Source organism: Streptomyces sp. NPDC037242 (assembly GCF_055604165.1).
In genome coordinates, this window is record NZ_JBVJUY010000039.1 from 19,516 (window position 1) to 36,303 (window position 16,788).

General features: G+C 71.4%; 15 protein-coding genes and 4 pseudogenes. 14 read left to right on the forward strand and 5 right to left on the reverse strand.

Annotation, left to right across the window (positions count from 1 at the left end; translation table 11 throughout):
• Window positions 1–178: 178 nt before the first annotated feature.
• Together ACZ7GJ_RS33225 and ACZ7GJ_RS33230 are read left to right on the forward strand one after the other, a co-directional pair.
• Complete coding sequence (locus ACZ7GJ_RS33225; RefSeq protein WP_470756984.1) at window positions 179–1,105, forward strand: cytochrome P450 family protein; 927 nt, start codon at window positions 179–181, stop codon at window positions 1,103–1,105.
• Entirely contained in the window at window positions 1,102–1,623 is a 522-nt protein-coding gene (locus tag ACZ7GJ_RS33230) for a hypothetical protein (protein ID WP_470756986.1), read from the forward strand. Before ACZ7GJ_RS33225 ends, ACZ7GJ_RS33230 begins: the two co-directional genes overlap by 4 nt.
• Before the next feature lie 297 nt (window positions 1,624–1,920).
• Here ACZ7GJ_RS33230 and ACZ7GJ_RS33235 read toward each other — a convergent pair whose 3' ends face one another.
• On the reverse strand, window positions 1,921–3,921 hold the full coding sequence (locus ACZ7GJ_RS33235; RefSeq protein ID WP_470756988.1) for a CASTOR/POLLUX-related putative ion channel: 2,001 nt from the start codon (window positions 3,919–3,921) through the stop codon (window positions 1,921–1,923).
• A gap of 517 nt (window positions 3,922–4,438) precedes the next feature.
• Window positions 4,439–4,564, reverse strand: a pseudogene (locus ACZ7GJ_RS33240) (hypothetical protein); the annotation flags it as partial.
• Between ACZ7GJ_RS33240 and ACZ7GJ_RS33245 the strand changes: the two are divergent.
• Both ACZ7GJ_RS33245 and ACZ7GJ_RS33250 read left to right on the forward strand, forming a co-directional pair.
• Window positions 4,545–4,624: pseudogene (locus ACZ7GJ_RS33245) on the forward strand (BCCT family transporter); the annotation flags it as partial. The pseudogenes ACZ7GJ_RS33240 and ACZ7GJ_RS33245 sit on opposite strands and share 20 nt — an antisense overlap.
• A 147-nt stretch (window positions 4,625–4,771) precedes the next feature.
• A complete protein-coding gene (locus ACZ7GJ_RS33250) occupies window positions 4,772–5,098 on the forward strand; it encodes a nuclear transport factor 2 family protein (RefSeq protein WP_470748641.1) in 327 nt (108 codons plus the stop codon).
• A gap of 68 nt (window positions 5,099–5,166) precedes the next feature.
• On the opposite strand, the pseudogene ACZ7GJ_RS33255 reads toward ACZ7GJ_RS33250, so the two are convergent.
• Window positions 5,167–6,164: pseudogene (locus ACZ7GJ_RS33255) on the reverse strand (PHP domain-containing protein).
• Window positions 6,165–6,611: 447 nt separating this feature from the next.
• Here ACZ7GJ_RS33255 and ACZ7GJ_RS33260 point away from each other — a divergent pair.
• Window positions 6,612–6,856: pseudogene (locus ACZ7GJ_RS33260) on the forward strand (ornithine decarboxylase); the annotation flags it as partial.
• A gap of 219 nt (window positions 6,857–7,075) precedes the next feature.
• On the opposite strand, the gene ACZ7GJ_RS33265 reads toward ACZ7GJ_RS33260, so the two are convergent.
• Complete coding sequence (locus ACZ7GJ_RS33265; protein WP_470756990.1) at window positions 7,076–7,744, reverse strand: HSP18 transcriptional regulator; 669 nt, start codon at window positions 7,742–7,744, stop codon at window positions 7,076–7,078.
• A 124-nt stretch (window positions 7,745–7,868) separates the two neighbouring features.
• Between ACZ7GJ_RS33265 and ACZ7GJ_RS33270 the strand changes: the two genes are divergently transcribed.
• From ACZ7GJ_RS33270 to ACZ7GJ_RS33300, 7 genes are all read left to right on the forward strand, one after another.
• Complete coding sequence (locus tag ACZ7GJ_RS33270) at window positions 7,869–8,303, forward strand: Hsp20/alpha crystallin family protein (RefSeq protein ID WP_470756992.1); 435 nt, start codon at window positions 7,869–7,871, stop codon at window positions 8,301–8,303.
• 112 nt (window positions 8,304–8,415) lie between these two features.
• Complete coding sequence (locus tag ACZ7GJ_RS33275) at window positions 8,416–8,811, forward strand: DUF2267 domain-containing protein (RefSeq protein ID WP_470756994.1); 396 nt, start codon at window positions 8,416–8,418, stop codon at window positions 8,809–8,811.
• Window positions 8,812–8,880: 69 nt separating this feature from the next.
• Window positions 8,881–9,327, forward strand: a complete 447-nt coding sequence (locus ACZ7GJ_RS33280; RefSeq protein WP_470756996.1) for a DUF2267 domain-containing protein — start codon at window positions 8,881–8,883, stop codon at window positions 9,325–9,327.
• Window positions 9,328–9,462: 135 nt separating this feature from the next.
• Entirely contained in the window at window positions 9,463–9,936 is a 474-nt protein-coding gene (locus ACZ7GJ_RS33285) for a hypothetical protein (protein WP_470756998.1), read from the forward strand.
• A 512-nt stretch (window positions 9,937–10,448) separates the two neighbouring features.
• Window positions 10,449–12,452, forward strand: coding sequence for a DUF8189 domain-containing protein (locus tag ACZ7GJ_RS33290; protein ID WP_470757000.1), 2,004 nt, complete (start codon window positions 10,449–10,451; stop codon window positions 12,450–12,452).
• 475 nt (window positions 12,453–12,927) lie between these two features.
• A complete protein-coding gene (locus tag ACZ7GJ_RS33295) occupies window positions 12,928–13,278 on the forward strand; it encodes a MerR family transcriptional regulator (RefSeq protein ID WP_470757002.1) in 351 nt (116 codons plus the stop codon).
• Between the two features lie 36 nt (window positions 13,279–13,314).
• Window positions 13,315–14,307, forward strand: a complete 993-nt coding sequence (locus ACZ7GJ_RS33300; RefSeq protein WP_470757004.1) for a zinc-binding dehydrogenase — start codon at window positions 13,315–13,317, stop codon at window positions 14,305–14,307.
• Between the two features lie 128 nt (window positions 14,308–14,435).
• On the opposite strand, the gene ACZ7GJ_RS33305 is transcribed toward ACZ7GJ_RS33300, so the two are convergent.
• Window positions 14,436–14,837, reverse strand: coding sequence for an SsgA family sporulation/cell division regulator (locus ACZ7GJ_RS33305; RefSeq protein WP_470757005.1), 402 nt, complete (start codon window positions 14,835–14,837; stop codon window positions 14,436–14,438).
• Between the two features lie 479 nt (window positions 14,838–15,316).
• Between ACZ7GJ_RS33305 and ACZ7GJ_RS33310 the strand changes: the two genes are divergently transcribed.
• Together ACZ7GJ_RS33310 and ACZ7GJ_RS33315 are read left to right on the forward strand one after the other, a co-directional pair.
• Window positions 15,317–16,090: a YqjF family protein gene (locus ACZ7GJ_RS33310; protein WP_470757007.1), complete on the forward strand. Its 774-nt coding sequence runs from the start codon at window positions 15,317–15,319 to the stop codon at window positions 16,088–16,090.
• 180 nt (window positions 16,091–16,270) lie between these two features.
• Window positions 16,271–16,768 (forward strand): hypothetical protein, encoded by a 498-nt coding sequence (locus ACZ7GJ_RS33315; RefSeq protein WP_470757009.1) that lies wholly within the window; start codon window positions 16,271–16,273, stop codon window positions 16,766–16,768.
• Window positions 16,769–16,788 lie beyond the last annotated feature (20 nt).

The window sequence follows — 16,788 nt, forward strand, 5'->3', positions numbered from 1 at the left end:
ATGAGGGGCGGGCGAGGGGGTGGGCGCCGGCCATGTCCTACCCCCTCACCGACAGCACCTTGGCCCTGCTGGCCCGTGGCTACGCGTGGCTGCCGGACCTGCGCCGCCGGCACAGCGGTGGTCCGGTCCGGACCCGCCTGATGGGCAAGCCCACGCTGGTGCTGCACGGCCCCGGGCAGTGGAATTCTTCTACGACGAGCGTTACGTGCGGCGTGAGGGCGCCCTCCCCGGGCCCGTCCTCGACACGCTGTTCGGACGTGGCGCGGTGCACACCCTCGACGGAGACCGACACCGGGTCCGCAAGAACATGTTCGTCTCCCTCCTCATGTCCGCGGGCGGCGTCGCCGCCCTCACGGACCGGGTGTCGACCCAGTGGCTCCTCGCCGTCGAGGGCTGGCGGGGCCGCGAGGTCGTGCTCTTCGATGAGACCGCCGCGGTCCTGGCCTCGGCCGTCTGCGACTGCGCAGGAACGGGGCTGTCGGCCTACGCGACCCGTACGACGGCCGAGGACTGCGTGGCCATGGTCGACGGCTTCGCCACCGTGGGCCCACGCCACTGGAAGGCCCGCCGGGCCCGGAGTCGGCAGGAGAAGCGGCTGGCCGGCATCGTGCAGGCCGTCCGGGAGGGGGCCGGCCCCACAGGCGGTGTCTACGCCGTGACACGCGTCCACGACCGGCCGCGCTCGGTGCTGGAGACCGTTGCGGCGCACCGGGACTCCGACGGCCGGCTGCTCGACGCCCGTACCGCCGCCGTGGAGCTGCTCAACGTCATCCGCCCCATGGTCGCCCTCGCCTGGTTCGCCGTCTTCGCCGCGCACGCGCTCCACCGCGAGCCCGTGCACCGCGAGCCCGTGCACCGCGAGCGGCTGCGCACGGACGACGGCGCGTACGCCCGTGCCTTCGCCCACGAGGTGCGCCGCTTCTACCCCTTCGCGCCGTTCGTCGCAGCCCTGGCCGCCCACGACCCGCAATGGGACGGGACGGTGGTGCTCCCCGAGGGCGGCCTCGTCCTGCTCGACCTGTATGGGCACAACCACGACCCACCCGTGTGGGAGGAGCATGGCGTGACCTGTCCTTCTTTCCGTTCGAGGGCATTCCGATCGTGAGTGTCGAGGAGGGTGCCAAGCTCCCGACGGGCAAGCTCACCATTCCCCTGCGGGCGAGGTTCGGCGCACAGGTTCCGCTCATGGACGTCTTCTTCACCCTCGGCGGAGCCAGCGCACTGAACGAGGACGTGAAGCTCGAGAGCGTCAGTGCCATGGCGGAGATCGTTGCCCGGCACGGAGGCGGCGGCGAGGACCCCGGCAACGGAGGAGCCCCCGGGCACGGCGGCGAGGACCCCGGCAACGGTGGTGAGGAGCCTGGGCAGGGCAGTGAAGGCGCCGACCCCGGCGCAGGGAACGAAGGCGGTCCCGCCGATCGTGGGGACGGTGGCACCGTTCAGGCCTCGGCCCCCGCGCAGGCCACCACCCAGGTCGCCACCGGTGCCGGTGGCCGCCTGGCCGAGACCGGCGCCGACACCACCGGCCGGCTGCTCGGCATCGGCGGTCTCGCGCTCGGCCTGGGGGCGGTTCTGGTCGTGGGAACGGGCAAGCGCCGCCGCCCGAAGTCGCGGCTGGGATGAGCCGCTTGCGCATCACTGGCGCCTGCCAGTGAGTACGTGACCGTCTCTCCGGCACCCGGACACGCGCCGAGGTGACGGCCAAGGCGAGTTGAATCCTCCATGTCTGCCCCGCCTGCGTCGGCGGGGGCAGACATCGCTTCAGCGCCCGCCCGACGGGACGCCCGCACGAAAGCCAATTCGTCAACACGGGCGGGGCGCGCGACGCACGTCCGGGTGGTAGGAATTCCGATGCCGATTGGAACCTCCGCCCCCCTCGCGCCCCTGGCGGGCCCGCACAGGCGCCCTCCCGGCGTACCGTCAGCTCTCGGCGAGCACGATCAGCCAGTCCTCCTCGCAGAACCGGACCCGCTGCCGCTTGTCGGGGTTGATTCGCACCCCGTATTCGGGGCCCGTGGCGCTCCGCGCGCGCAACCGGTACCCGACCGCGCACTCCCGGCGGCGCCGCGCCGACTCGACGGCGGTGGCGAAGGAGACCTCACGACCGGCCCGGACGTAGTCCGAGGCCGGCTTGAGGTGGAACTCGTGGCCCTGCGCCGTGAACAGCTCCTCGAAGACCGAGGCGAGATACGGGCTCTCCGAGATCTGGGTCATCAGAAGGCTGATCAGCCGGCCGCTCACGATGAAGTCGGCGCCCTCCCGGGCCGGCGCGAGGAGCCGGTTGCCGTCGTCGGACATCTCGGTGGTGAGCGCGAGTTCCCGCCCCGTGCGGTCCGCGATGGCCCGTAGGTGCAACAGGGTGACCAGCGTCCTGTCGTCCGCCCGCGCCTCGGTGTCCGTATCGGTCACCGGACCGACGGACACGAGGGGCGAGCAGGACATGGGGGACGAGTGGGACCCGAGGGGTGCGTACGAGACCTCGGGCTCCGTCTCACCGATCACGATCACGCTGTCGTACGAGGGCACGTCCAGCTTGGCCAGGGTCAGCGGGTCGGTGATGTCCCCGTCGTGGAAGGTGACTTCGAGGCAGGAGCGCGCGGCCGTGACGGCCGGGGCGCCGTGCGCGGCGGCGTACTCGCCGAACGCCACGACGTCCAGGGTGGTTCCCTGGCTCACGTACTGGTCGAGCTGTTCGATGACGAGCGGGGCACGGCGGTTCCAGCCGAGCAGCAGGAGGCGTTCGGCCTGGGCGGCCCGGGGCGCGGCCGTCACGATCGCGTCCTCCTCGACGTGGGAGGCCACGTGGGACACGTCCGCCCGGACGGCCGTGTCGTCGTCCCGGGAGATGACGATGATCCGGTCGGCCGGGCCGATCACCGCCCCCGGATCCGGGTTGAGGGTGACGCGCCCGTCGGGGTGCAGCAGGCCGACCGCCGAGGACGTGGCGAACGAGAGGAGCACCTCGCCGAACGTACGCCCCGCGAGACCCTCGGCGCCGACCGGGTAGAACTCGTCGCCCTCGAAGTCCAGCAACTCCGAGTAGACCAGAGAGAGTCCGGGCTGCCGGGCCGTCTGGACGAGGAGCCGGGCGACGATGTCGTCGGCGCACAGGACGTGTCCCGCGGACCCGGCGGCCAGCCGGGCCGTCAGGTGATTCCGGGAGTCGCGAACGGCGGCGACCACCACCGCCGCTTCCGCCTCGTCGGCCTCGGGTAAGGCCGCGTCGAGGGCGAGCAGCGTCTTCACCACGTGGGCGTCGCCGGTATCACCCGTGGGAGGCAGTACCAACACTGCTTTGGCCGTTCGCGGACTCACCCGGACCAGTTCGGAGGGGTCGGTGGTGCTCCCGTTGCGGCAGATGATCCGTGTCCGGCCACTGTCGCCGACGCGGGTGGAGATCTCGTCCTCCATCCACACCTTGTCCCGCGGGGCGAGTACGGCGACGGCGGAGCGGCGCTGGTTCGCGTTGGCCGCCACCAGCTCCCCGATCACGGGAAAGACCTGGTCCGACCACCCCAGTACGACGGTGTGCCGCGACTCCAGCACGGTGGAGTGACCGAGGCGCAGAGCCATGAGGCGGCGGTTGATGCCCGTGGTGATCAGACTGACCAGGGTCGACACGAACAGCAGCGCCACCAGCGCGAGCGAAACGGAGGCCAGCACGTGGAAGGGGGAGCCGACCGCACCCCCGATCTTCAGCGTCTGGCCGACACTGACCCACACGGCCGTGAGCCGGCCGGAGAGCGTGGTCGGAGCTGCCCGGTCCGACCAGACGAGGACCATGCTCGCCGGGACGACGACGGCGAGGCAGGCCAGGGCGAGCCAGCCGATGAGCGCGGTCGTTCCCCCCGAGACCAGATTGTCGAAGCGGTACCGGAGCCGTTGCCGGAGCCGAAGTGCCGCCGTGCGCTGCTGCGCCACGCAAGCTCCCGTACATGAGTCGACGCGTTGATGAGAGCGGCTGCCCGCCGCCCCGTGACGTCACCCTAGGGCCTGTCGTCTCAGTGACCTCGCATTGCGGATCACGGTCGGGTGATATGCCGCCGCGGACTGCCCGATGCCGAGTGCGACTTGATATGTCCATTGCCACGACGGCTCGGACCGCCAGGATGAGCTCCCGGTCCGGGCGCCGTCCGAGATCCTGGCCGACCACCCCGAGCCCCCGGCCGGTCCCCGGTGTTGCGTCGACTCCGCCGGCGGCCGAGTTGAGGTGGCCGACAACACGGTGGGCAGCTCGGTCTTCAGCGGGCCGGCGAGCAACTCGTCGGCCTGCGCTTCCTGGAGGGTGGGGGAGGCGGGCTCCAGATGCGTGGTGACCACCGGAGACGGGACGGAGCGGCCGCGCACGGTGGCGTCTGCGGAGACCCAGCCGCGTCGGATCTGGAGGGACGGATTGGGCGGACAGCCGAGCACCTGGCGGCATGCGGCTGGCCTGACCGATCGGCGTGAGGACCGAGGCGTACGTGGCGCCGGTGTCGGGGTCGGTGCGACGGGGCGCGGCCACCGAGTAGACAGGTAATCCGGCCTGCCGCCGAAACGCTGCTCTCGCCGACTGGCTGAGCACCTGGAGGTCTTCTGCTGGGCCTGGTGGATCTCCTGGACGCCGTTCGTCGGCATGTTCATCGGAACGAAGGACGACCGCGACCGCAAAGACCCGAGCGCCCCGCCCCCCGTCTCCTGACGGGCACCTCTGGGCGCGGTGGTATGTCCCGATCAACAGGAGTCCCGGATTTTCCTGGACGAGCGAGGGAACACTCTGCATGATCAACTGGTGATCACCCCGGAGACCATCGTCGAACGCCAGCTCGCCGCCTACAACAGCCATGACCTCGAAGCCTTCGCGGCGACGTACGCCCCCGACGTCTGCATCAACCGCCGCGGCAGCGACCGCCTGCTCGGGCGCGACGCCGTGCGGGAGGCGTACGCCGACCAGTTCGCCGCGGGCCGCTGCCGGGCCGAGATCGTCGGCCGACTCACCGAGGGCGACTGGGTGGTGGACCACGAGATCGCCCACGGCATCACGGACGAACCCCTCCGCGTGCTGGTCGCCTACCGGGTCCGCGGCGGTCTGATCGACCGCGTCGACTTCCTCGGCTGACTGTCGCACGCTGAACGGGTGCGTCCGGTCGTACGGGGTGTCCCACCCACGTGGAGGAGGCGGGTGGTTCACCGCTTGCCGCTCCTGGCCGACAGCAGGCGGTCGAGGGGCCAGGTCGTGATCGGCCGGTCCGGTCCCAGGCCGATTCGTGCCGCGCGTGCGTAGCCCGTGCTCTGCCAGTGCAGTTGTTCGGGGGCGGGCGTCGGTGTCAACGGCGAAGCGGCAGCCCCCGGCGGCGGCCCGCTCGAGGAGGTCGTCCGGGGGGTCGCGGCGTTCGGGTCGGCAGTTGATCTCTACTGCGGTGCCGGCCTCCGCGCAGGCGGTGAAGGCGGCCTCGGCGTCGAAGCGGGACTGCGTACGGCCCCTGCCGGTGATGATCCGTCCCGTGCAGTGTCCCAGGACGTCGACGCGCGGGTTGCGTACGGCGGCCAGGAGGCGGGCGGTCATCGGTTCGGGTTGAGCGGAGCTTGGAGTGCACGGAGGCCACGACGATGTCGAGTCGGCTGAGAAGGTCCGCGTCCTGGTCGAGCGAGCCGTCGTCGAGGATGTCGCACTCGATGCCGGTGAGTAGCCGAAACTCCGGTCCCAGTTTCGTATTCACGCAGGCCACGGCTTCCAGCTGGCGTTCGAGCCGCTCGGGGCTCAGTCCGTGGGCGATCGTCAGGCGCGGCGAGTGGTCGGTGAGAACGGCCCATTGGTGGCCCAAGCCGCGGGCCGCGACGGCCATGTCCTCGATCGGGCTGCCGCCGTCGGACCAGTCGGAGTGCAGGTGGCAGTCCCCGGTGCTCGCAGCCGCGAGGTCCCAGCCGGCCTGGGCGCCCGGGTCCGCTTCGGCCTGTAGACGGGCGAGGTAGTTCGGTACCGCGCCGGTGGACGCCTGGGCGATCACCTCGGCGGTGACCGGGCCCACCCCGCGCAGTTGTTCGGCCTGGGCGGCGTCCACCGGGCCGGGCGGCAGGTCGCGGACGGCGTCGGCCGCCGTGTGGAAGGCCCGCACCCGGTACGGGGACGCCCCGCGCCATGCGAGGAGGAGGGCGACCCGGCGCAGGGCTTCGTCGGGGGTCATGGCAGGGGTGTTCCGCCGGTGGCGTTGACGATCTCGCCGTTCGTCTGTCTGACGCTTGCCCAGCGCCAGCGCGGCCCCGAGCCCGGCAGCGGCGATCAGGTTGTGTCCGCACGCGTGCCCCAGGCCCGGCAGCGCGTCGTACTCCATCAGCAAGGCCACGCACCGCCCGCGGCCCTTGCCCGTACGCGCCACGAACGCCGTGTCGAGCCCGGCGGCGCCCGTCTTGACGGTGAACCCCGCCCGTTCCAGTTCGCAGCCGAGCAGCCGGGCCGCACGGTGTTCCGCGTAGGCGAGCTCGGGATCCGCGTGCAGAGTACGGCTGAGCGCCCACAGAACGTCCGCCCGGCGGCCGCATTGGGCCCTTCGCGCGCGCTTCGGCCGTGCCATCGCCACGCGACGACGCGCCACGTCCCGTTTCCGGACGCCGACCCGGGGCAGGCGGAAGGCATGGATCAATCGAAGGCACCGGTACTCGATGCGCTGGCCGCCTACCACGAAAGCGGCCAGACCCCCTTCACGCCCCCGGGGCACAAGCAGGGACGGGGCGTCGACTCCCGTGTGCGGGCCGTTCTCGGTGAGGCGGTGTTCCGGTCCGACGTCCTCGCCACGAGGGGCTGGACGACCGTACGTCCTCCCACGGGATCGTGAAGGAGGCGCAGGACCTGATGGCCGAGGCCGTCGGGGCGGAGCACGCGTTACGTTGGCCGCCGCCTCGTCCACGGCCGCAGGTCCGGGAGCCGGATGCGTGCGCAGCAAGCTCCGGGAGGCCTTCGAGGACATCACCACTCCGCCAGCGGCCAACGTCCTTACCGATTAGTGAAGTTGACCCGGGCCGGTCGGGGAGTGGTCCCCGCCGGTCGGCGCAGGCGTCAGTACGTGTGTCGGACAGCGCCCCGACCGGCAAGGCCTGGTCACGTGCTGCGCTGGTCGTGGGTGTCCTGGCGGAGCTGGGCGAGGTGCCGGGTGAGGGCGTCGATGCGTTCGGCGAGTTCGGTGTCCTTGGCCCGCAGGTGGCGTCGGGTCTTGGCCAGGGGGTCCACCAGGCGGGCGGGGTCGTTGTCTGCGAGAGCCTGGTTCAGGTCGCCGACGGCGTCCTCGGCGGCGACTGGCAGGCCGGTGAGGGAGGTGACCTCGCCGGCGAGGCGGCGCAGGTCGGCGGCGTTGTCGCGGGCCCATGCCGACACGGTCCGGTCGGCGGCGCGGGTGTCGCGGGTGGCCTGAACGCGCTCTTCGCCGGTGCTGCCGGCGGCGCCGGGGCGCAGGCGCAGGTAGCGGCGTTCGGCGGCCTGGCGGCTGGCGACGCCGAGGGGTTCGGCGAGGTCGGCCCAGCTTGCTCCCTGTTTGCGGGCGGTTTCGATCAGACCGCTCTCCCAGCTGGCGAGTTGTTCACGGACCTCGCGCAGCATCAGCAGGGCGGCCAGCGCCGGGTGAGGGCCGTGACGGGCCGAGTCCGGGGCTGGAGCCGGCGATGTCTCCCCGGAGGAACGCTGTGCGGCTTTGACGGACTCGTTGATGGCTTCCAACGCCGCCGCGGCGGCGAGGAAGGGTACCGGTGGGGGCGACTGCATCGGTTCGCTCATAGGACTCTCCCGCGTCACCCTTCCGGTGACATTCCGCTTGTCATCGATTCGATGACATGTTACAACGGATGCACGTTGAAGCGCATTGGCAGTTTCTGCCTGAACCAACTGGAGGTGTTTCGCGATGTTGATGCGCACCGACCCGTTCCGCGAGATGGACCGGATCGTCCAGCAGCTGTCGGGTTCGTCGGGGACCTGGTCGAAGCCGTCGGTCATGCCGATGGACGCCTACCGCGAGGGCGACGCGTACGTGATCGCTTTCGACCTGCCCGGCGTGAGCACAGAGGCGATCGACATCGATGTCGAACGGAACATGCTGACCGTGAAGGCGGAGCGCCGCCCGGCAGCCAAGGGCGACACCGTGCAGATGGAGCTCTCCGAGCGGCCCCTGGGTGTCTTCTCCCGCCAGATCATGCTGGCCGACACCCTGGACACCGAGCGCATCGAAGCCGATTACGAGGCGGGCGTGCTGACCCTGCGCATCCCGATTGCCGAGCGTGCCAAGCCCCGCAAGATCAGCATCAGCGGCGAGTCCGGCCGCAAGCAGATCTCCGGCTGAACCCCCGCACCAGCCGGCCGCGGAGGGCGGGCATGACCGACCCCCTCCGGCACCCGCCCTCCGCCACCCCCCCTCATTTGACGTTCTTCACCCCTTCCCGGAGGTGACGCTGATGTCGATGCACAGGGAATCCTTCCTGGCCCACGTTCAGGAACGCGGCGAATACGCGACCCGTGAAGAGGCCGACCGAGTCGCCCGCGTCGTCCTGGCCCTGCTGGGCGCGCACCTGCTCGGCACCGTCCGGGCCGAGCTCGCCGCCCGCCTCCCCGAGACATACGCCTTGATCCTCCTCAACCCCTTGCAGGCCGCGGAGCCCCTGACGCCGGAACGCTTCGTCCGTGCGACCGCGGCCTGGATCGAGGGCGCTACCGAAAAGACCGCCTTGTGGGACATCGGCGCCGTCCTGTCCACCGCGGCCGCCGCAGCGGGCGACGTCCTCACCCGCGAGGTCCTACTCCAGCTCCCGCCAGGCTACGACGCCCTCTTCGGCCACACCCAGACCACCTGACGACCGCCGGCCACCTGCGCCAGCCGCCCCGGCCGGCCCGCACCCTTCGCGCAGAAAGGCAACGCCGCCATGTTCGACCAGCCTCGAGCGAACCCGTCCCGCTCCAGCCTGACGTTCGACCAGATGCTGGAACGCGTCCGCTACGAAGGCGCCTACCCCACCCGCGAACGCGCCGCGGAAGCCGTCCACCACGTCCTGGCCGCCCTCGGCCGCCAGCTCACCGGCGACGAACGCGTCGACCTCGCCCAGTGCCTGCCCATCGAAGCCGCCCTCACCCTGACCGCCCAGATCCCCGATACCGAACCCCTCACCGGCTGGGGCTTCGTCAAAGACCTCGCCGCCCGCACCGGCGCCACCCCCGCCACCGCGCGCTGGGACACCGGCGCCGTACTCGCAGCCGTCACCCGCCTCGCGGGCGCCGACCTCCTCGCCAGGATCCTCCAGAACCTGCCCGACGGCTACGCCCTCCTCTTCGGGCAGGCGGAACTGTGCCGGCCTCAGCGCGCCGCTGCTTGAGCGAGCCACAGGCGCGTGGAGTGCGGTGGGACCGGCGGAGCGGCCCGGCCCCACCGCCGGCGCGGGCCGTGCGCCGGTCGGTCGATGCAGCTGCAGGACGGCGACGGGACTGGCAACCGGACCGGGTGGCCCGCAGTGATCAGAGGCCGCCGTGAGCAGTACCGCAGTGGTTGGCAGTGTGGTACCTGGCTTCCGAAGCGGCGGTGCTTTGACGGGCCGTCAGCAGCACGCAATGCCGAGGGAAGAACGGAGGCGCGAAGCCAGCGGGCCTTCGCGCGCCACGCCTACGCCGACACCGCCACCGCCATCGCCACCGCCGCCGACGCAGGCGTCAGCCCGGCGCTGGTGATGAAGCACTACGGCTCCAAGGAGCACCTGTTCACCCAGGTCTCCACCTTCGACGCCGACGCCTCCGCCCTCTTCGATGCCCCCTTGGACGGCCTCGCCCGACACAGGGTCCTGCACCTGCTGGCCCCCCAGCGCGGCCAGACACGCGACCCGATCCTGCGCATCACCTTCTCCCGCCACCACTTGGAGCTCGGCGGGCAGGCACGGGCCAACCTCGCCCATCGTTATGCCCGACTCACGGCGCCCTCACAGTTCTCCTGATGTCAGTGGCACCTCATCGTGCCGGTGAGAAGCTCCGCGAGGAGCGCGTCTCGACTGAAGCTTCGGCGCCCCGCCAAACTCGATGCCCGCGACCGGGTGCACCTGGTGACCCTCGCGTACGAGGCGGGCGCTGGAAGCACCCGACATCCGCGATGTCTTCGGGCGCCCGCCGTCCCGCAGCAGTGGCACGGCCGGCTGGATCACGCAGATGGGCGTGCGTACTCGACCGTGAGCAGCCGCTTGAGCTGCTCGGGACGCCGGGCAGTCGCCGCCACGGTGTCGCCGTCCGCCAGGGCGGCGCGGGTGAGGGCGCCGCAGGGGTGTGACTGCGCGCCGACCTCGCGCCCGAGGCGGCAGAAGGCGAGGGCGAACCGGACGCTCGCCTTCGGTCCGTCGAGCCTCGATCCGGTCCTTCCGTGACACCTGACCTGCTGTGATGCCCCTGGCCCGGCACAGGTAGCCTCGTCCCGGTTTCGATTCGTCGAATGATTCGCCAAGTACCAGGAGCACGCATGCATTTGTTCCGGCCCACCGCCGTCTTGGGGCTACTGGCCACCTCCCTGATCGGCTGGCCGACGCAGTCGGCCCAGGCAGCCGAGCGGTCGACCAGCGCGGTGCAGATCGTCGCGCACGAGGACGACGACCTGCTGTTCATGAACCCGGATATCTCCAACGGCATCAAGGCCGGACACCCCACCCTGACCGTGTATCTGACGGCCGGTGAGAATGTGGCCGGTGCGGTGCCGGGCGTGACCCAGGAGGAGTACGCCGCGATGCGGCAGGACGGGATCCGGGCTGCGTACGCCGCGATGGCCGGGGCCGGTGGGGACGGCTGCGTCCCGGAGGCCGCCGGGCCCGGCGGCTGCTGGACGGAGGACGTCGACCACGAGCTGCTCGGCCCCGGAAAGTTCGTGCAGCGCTACTACCTCGACACCAACCCCACCGTGCGGCTGGCGTTCCTCAACCTCCCCGAGGCGGGCGACGACCGCTTCACCGGTCCCGATACCCTCAGGAGGCTGTCGGCGGACCCGACCCTGGTCACCGACGTGCTGGACATGGGCGGGCGCGATCCCGAAACCCCCGACGCCTACCGAGTCGACGCCGGGGACGTCGTGGACATCCTGCGGGACCTGCTCACGGAGGCCGGGGCAACCCTGATCCGGGCGCAGGACTCCGCCCCGGACACGGTCGAGTGGACACGGCTCCCCGATGGCGACCACGGCGACCACGTCCACGCGAGCCGCTTCGCGGACCGGGCGGCGGAGGCCTACCGGAACGTGAACCCGCGCGCACTGGTGGAGCACTACCGGCAGTACAACATCGACTCGATGCCCAGCAACCTCATGCCGGCGCAGGCTGCCGAGAAGCGCGCCAACTTCGTCGACCGCTACCTGCCGCACGACCCGTGGCTCCGTTCGCACCTGGAGCCGTCCTACAACCAGTGGTGGGCGGCGCAGTACTCCAGGGCACCGCGCCCGACGCAGGCCGCGATCGCCGACGGGAACGGGAATCTGCACGTCTTCGCGGTGCTGAACGGCACCCTGTGGGAGTGGACCAGGGTGGACTCCGCGCTGCGGAACACCCCTGTATGGAGCGGCCCGGTCGACCGGGGCAACCCTGGCGGTGCACTGGCCGCCGGCCTTTCGCCCGCCCGCAACCAGGACGGGCGGATCGAGGTGTTCGCCCAAAGGTCCGACACCGGCGAGTTGGTCTCGCTGTTCCAAAACGAGTCCGGCTGGTCCTGGGGATCACTTGGCAACCCGAACGTCGCGGAATACGCGAAGCGCGTCAGCTCGCCTGTCGTCGTACCGAACGGGGATGGCCGGCTTCAGGTCTTCGTCCGCAATGCCGGCGGCGGCGTCAGCACCCGCTGGCAGGTCGCGATAAACGGCGCCTGGAGTGCCTGGGCTGACCTCCAGGGCGACCATGTCCAGGGTCCGGTCACAGCAGTCACCACCACCCCGGACGGCCGGATCGAGCTGTTCGCCCCGGTCTCGGGGAGCGCCGCCCGCATCCTGCACTGGTACCAGCCCAAGGCCAACGAACCGCTGGTGTTCGACACGAACTTCCCGGCCGTCCGCCCCGCCAGTGGTCTGTCTGCCGGCACCGACCGGGACGGCCGCATCGAACTCCTCTACCGCGAGGAGGGCACGGGCAACGCGATGACCCTCTATCAGAACGTCGCCGGCGGTGGCTGGAATCCGACCCCTGTGGCCGTTGGCGGACGCGGCAACGGGAACGGCGGTCTCGGTGAGCTGACCGCGGCCACCGGCATCGACGGCCGCATGGTGATCGCGGCCCGAAACCAGGGCGGTGGGGTCAGCGTTTCCCGCCAGACCAACCCCGGTGACGCCTTCGGCGGCTGGACCGACCTCCGCGAGTCGATCGTCGGCAACCCGACGAGCCTGATCGACGGCCGTGGCCAGGTCGCCCTGGTCGCACTCAGGACGAATGGCGCTCTCGTCGAGAATCGCCAGGACGGCGGTCGGTTCACCGGGTGGATCACGGTTGGTTAGCGCCGACCTGGTCCCGGTCCGGCACTGAGGGTGCGGGGTGGCGGGGGAGCGGCCGATCCGCCCGGACGGGACGCAAGGTCGATGACTTCTCGCGCGCTGGCCATGTTGATCAGGCTGGGCATCGCGCGTGACAGCAACGAGAACGTCCGCTCCGGTTCCACGGGCTGCCCGGCTTGGACGGCAACGTTGAAAGCGTCCAACTCCGCCAGCGGTTCCACGTCCAGCGACCACGGCACTCGCACTGTGCAAGGAGGTCAGGGCCCGCTTCAGCGGCTCGTAGAGTGCGGGATCCAAGCGCTTGCGCAACTCGATGCCGCGGCGTCGGCCGCAGCGACGCAGCCCCCGGCCGCCATCGGATCGATGCGGCGGTGAGACTGCCCGGAAGGGTCTGCCGGCAAGGGGCCGGGAGGTGCGCCCGGGAATCCGGGGACGGTGCGCACTGCCGGCCGTTTCACGGTTCGGGCAGACTGTCGCAATGAAGATCAAGGAGGCGGCCCAGGCGTCCGGTGTCAGTGAGCGGTCCCTGCGCCACTACGAGGACGAGGGGCTGATCACCCCCGGTCGGTGCGCCAACGGCTACCGCGTGTACGGCCCCGACACGCTCGACCGGGTCGTCCTGATCCGTTCGTTCCTGGATGCGGGTCTGCCCATGAAGTTGGTCAAGGAGGTCGTGCCCCATCTCGTGGAGGAGGGCGGACCCATCTGCCCCCAGTTCCTTGCCGCCGTACAGGACTACCGGGACCGGCTGACCGAGCGGATGGCGGCGCTCAGTGCCCGGCGCCACGCCCTGGACGCGTTTCTCGAAGCCGCCGAGGACTCCGCTTGACCTTGCCGTATGCGTGAACCTTTTACGGTTCCCCGCATGAACACCAACGAGACGATGAAAGCCCTGGTACAGACGTCCCACGAAGGCCCCCGGGACATGTCCCTGACCGAGGTGGCCCGGCCCGTTCCCGGGGCGGGGGAGTACCTGATCGCGGTCGGCGCGGCGGGGGTCAACTTCGCCGACGTCATGCAGACTCGGGGCATCTACGAGGGCGGGCCCGGAGCACCGTACGGGGCGGGGTTCGAGGCCGCCGGGGAGATCGTGGCCATCGGGGAGGGCACCGCCGACCCGTTGCCGCTCGGTACCCGCGTGATCGGGATCGGACCGGCCGCGTTCGCTCAGTACATGACGATGCCCGCTGCCGGCGCGTTGCCCGCGCCCCACGGATGGACGGACGCCGAGGCGCTCGGCCTGGTCCTGAACTGGGCGACCGCCCTCGCCGCGCTGAAGCCACTGGGCGGGATCGAGAAGGGGAAGAGCGTGTTGGTCCATGCCGCCGCCGGTGGTGTGGGTCAGGCGGCGGTGCGGCTCGCCCGCCACTACGAGGCCCGCGTCATCGCGCTGGCTTCCCCCGGCAAGCACGACACCGTCATGGCCCTCGGTGCAGATCACGTCCTCGACAGCCGCCGGCCCGACCTCGCCGAAGAGATCCAGCGCCTGACCGGGGGAGTGGACCTCGTCCTGGAATCCGTCGGGCGGACTACATTCGGACTGAGCCTGTCCGTCACCAAGCCTGTCACCGGCCGCATCGTCGTCTACGGCGCGGCCTCCGGCCACGCCACGCTGTCGACCCGGGACCTGCTGTTCACCCACCGCGTCCACGTAGTCGGTCTGCACATCATTGCCCTGGCCGAAGCGGAGCCGTCGCTGTTCCAGGGGCTCCTGGCCGAGTTGCACCAGCTGATCAAGGCGGGTGTGTATCCGCCCGGCACCCCCACCGTCCACCCGCTGGCCGACGGCGCCGACGTCCTCGCCCGACTCGAAGCGGGCCAGACGCAGGGCAAGCACGCGCTCGACCCCTGGCGCTGAGGCACCTGTTGGCCCGTCCGGGTCCGGGTCGGGCCGACCGCCGTCGGTGTCGCCGGGGGCGCGACGTAGCCGTTTCGGGCGCTCGCCCGCTGCCCGACTGCGCGGCCGCCACGCGCCGACCGCCTCGTTCATCGGGCCAGCAGTTCGGCGAGGTGCCTGTCGAGGTCCACGGACTCCTCGCCGACGGCGATGACCGCGTAGGTCCGCTCCAGGAAACGCGCGAGCGCGCCGCCGCTCACGAAGAGGACGGCTTGCGCCGGCTTCGCGCCGCCGGGGCCGCGCAGGTCGACGCGGAGTTCGTCCCCGTCGGCTCCTTCGCAGGGGCGCAGTACGACGTCTCCCTCGCCCACGGGACGGTGGAGTCCTTCGGCCAGCATCTGGCGGTCGAAGTGCCAGCGGGCCTGTTCCCTGGGGCCGTCGAAGAACTCCGCCGTCACCGCGTAAGGGTCGTTGTCGTCGTACAAGAAGCGGGCGCGAAGAGGCACGCGGCTCGTCGCCACGACCAGGCGCACTGGTACCAGAGCGGACACGCAGGGCATCGACAGACCTCCTCGGTGGGCTTCACAACAGCATTCGTGTGCCCTGATCCGCCCTCGCCACACTGCCGAAGTGTGTTGGAACCAGGGGGGTTTGTGGGTCGCGTTCGGGGACACACGCGCCAGTGACGGCGGTACGTCCCACCGGACCGGCGACCATCGCGGCCGGTGACCGTAGGCGGCGCGGCATCCCGCCCCGGGATACCGCCTACGGGCCGCCGAACCGGTCGCTCATCGTCCCGTCGCACGGTACGCCCACGCCGCGTCCATGCCTCCCCGCAGACCCGGCCCGGCCAAGCCCCCGGCGCCCGCTGTCATACAGCGGTCCCCGGGCCGCCGACGGGACGGCGACCGGACCTCCCCCTCCCGCACTCTCCGTAAGGACGCGCGTACGGCACCGGCCCGGACCTTGGCGCCGACCGGCAAAGGGGAGACTCCCGCGTGACGCCTGGCCCTTCGGGGATACTGGCGCGATGCGCCAGACGCCGCCCGCCGTTCCCCCGGAGCCGATAACGGCCGACCCGCCCCACACGGCGGAGCGGCCCCTGCTCACCCAGTCCTGGCTCGACCTGGCCTTCCTGCACTGGGCCGCCGACCCGGCCGACGTCGCCCCACTGCTGCCGGCCGGCACGGTGCCCGACACCCTGGACGGGGTCACGTACGTCGGCCTGGTGGCCTTCCGCATGCACGAGGTCGGCTGGTTCCGCCTCCCCGGCGTCCCCTACCTCGGCTCCTTCCCGGAGACCAACGTCCGCCTCTACTCGGTCGACGAACACGGCCGCCGCGGCGTGGTCTTCCGTTCTCTCGACGCCTCCCGGCTGATCCCGGTCGCCGTCGGGCGGGCCGCGTTCCGCCTCCCGTACGTGTGGTCGCGGATGTCGATCCGCCACGACGGGGACACGGTCACCTACACCAGCAGCAGGCGCTGGCCCGGTCCGCGCGGGGCGCACAGCCGGATCGCCGTACGGGTCTGCGAGCAGGTCGGGGAACCGACCGCCCTGGAGCACTTCCTGACCGCCCGATGGGGACTGCACGCCGCCTTCTTCGGCCGGTCGCTGTACCTCCCGAACACCCACCCCCGCTGGCCCCTGCACCGTGCCGAACTCCTCGACTGCGACGAGAGCCTGGTGGCGGCCGCGGACCTGCCCGCCCCGGCGGGGCCGCCCGTGAGCGTGCTCTACTCGCCAGGGGTCCCCGTACGCTTCGGGCCGCCGCCCCGCCGCCCCGCGGGCATCCCCACCCCCTGATCTTCACGGTCCTTGGGGCAGCCGGGGTCGGCAGAGGCCTGAAGGAGCCGGCCTGGCAGGAGACTTGCCCGGCCGCTCCTGCGCGGGCGTCACTCCCGGTCATATGTGTGGACTGGGCCCGCGGTGATGTCATGGGCGATCATGGGGGTGGCGGAGCGGCCGAGCGCGGGGGAGGGATACGTGGTGGTCGGGCAAGAAGCCGCGGGTGTCACGGTCGAGGGACTGATCGAGGCGGCCACGGACGAGCAGAGCGGCGCCCTGTGGCGGCTGCGGCAGGAGGGTCGGCAGCTCGACGCGAACCTGGTACGCATCCTTCCCGGCGGCGAAGTCGCCGTCCACCGGGAGCCCGAGGTGGACGTGCTGGTCGCCGTTGTGCGGGGCTCCGGTCTGCTGACCCTGGGCGACGCCGAGTCGGAGGTCGTGCCCGGCTCCCTCGCCCTGCTGCCGCGCGGTTCTTCCCGCTCGCTGCGGGCCGGCCCCGAGGGGCTGGTGATCCTCACCGCGCACCGCAGGCGTGCCGGCATGTCCATCGGCCGACCGCCCCGTACCGAACCGCGCACACCGCAGTGCCCGCTCCACCTCGTCTGCGATCAGTGCCACCGGCACGCCATCGAGGCCGACGCCCGGTACTGCAGTCGGTGCGGTACCCGTCTGATGCCCCGGGCCGCCACGGGCTGACGCCGATGGCGGCCGCACGT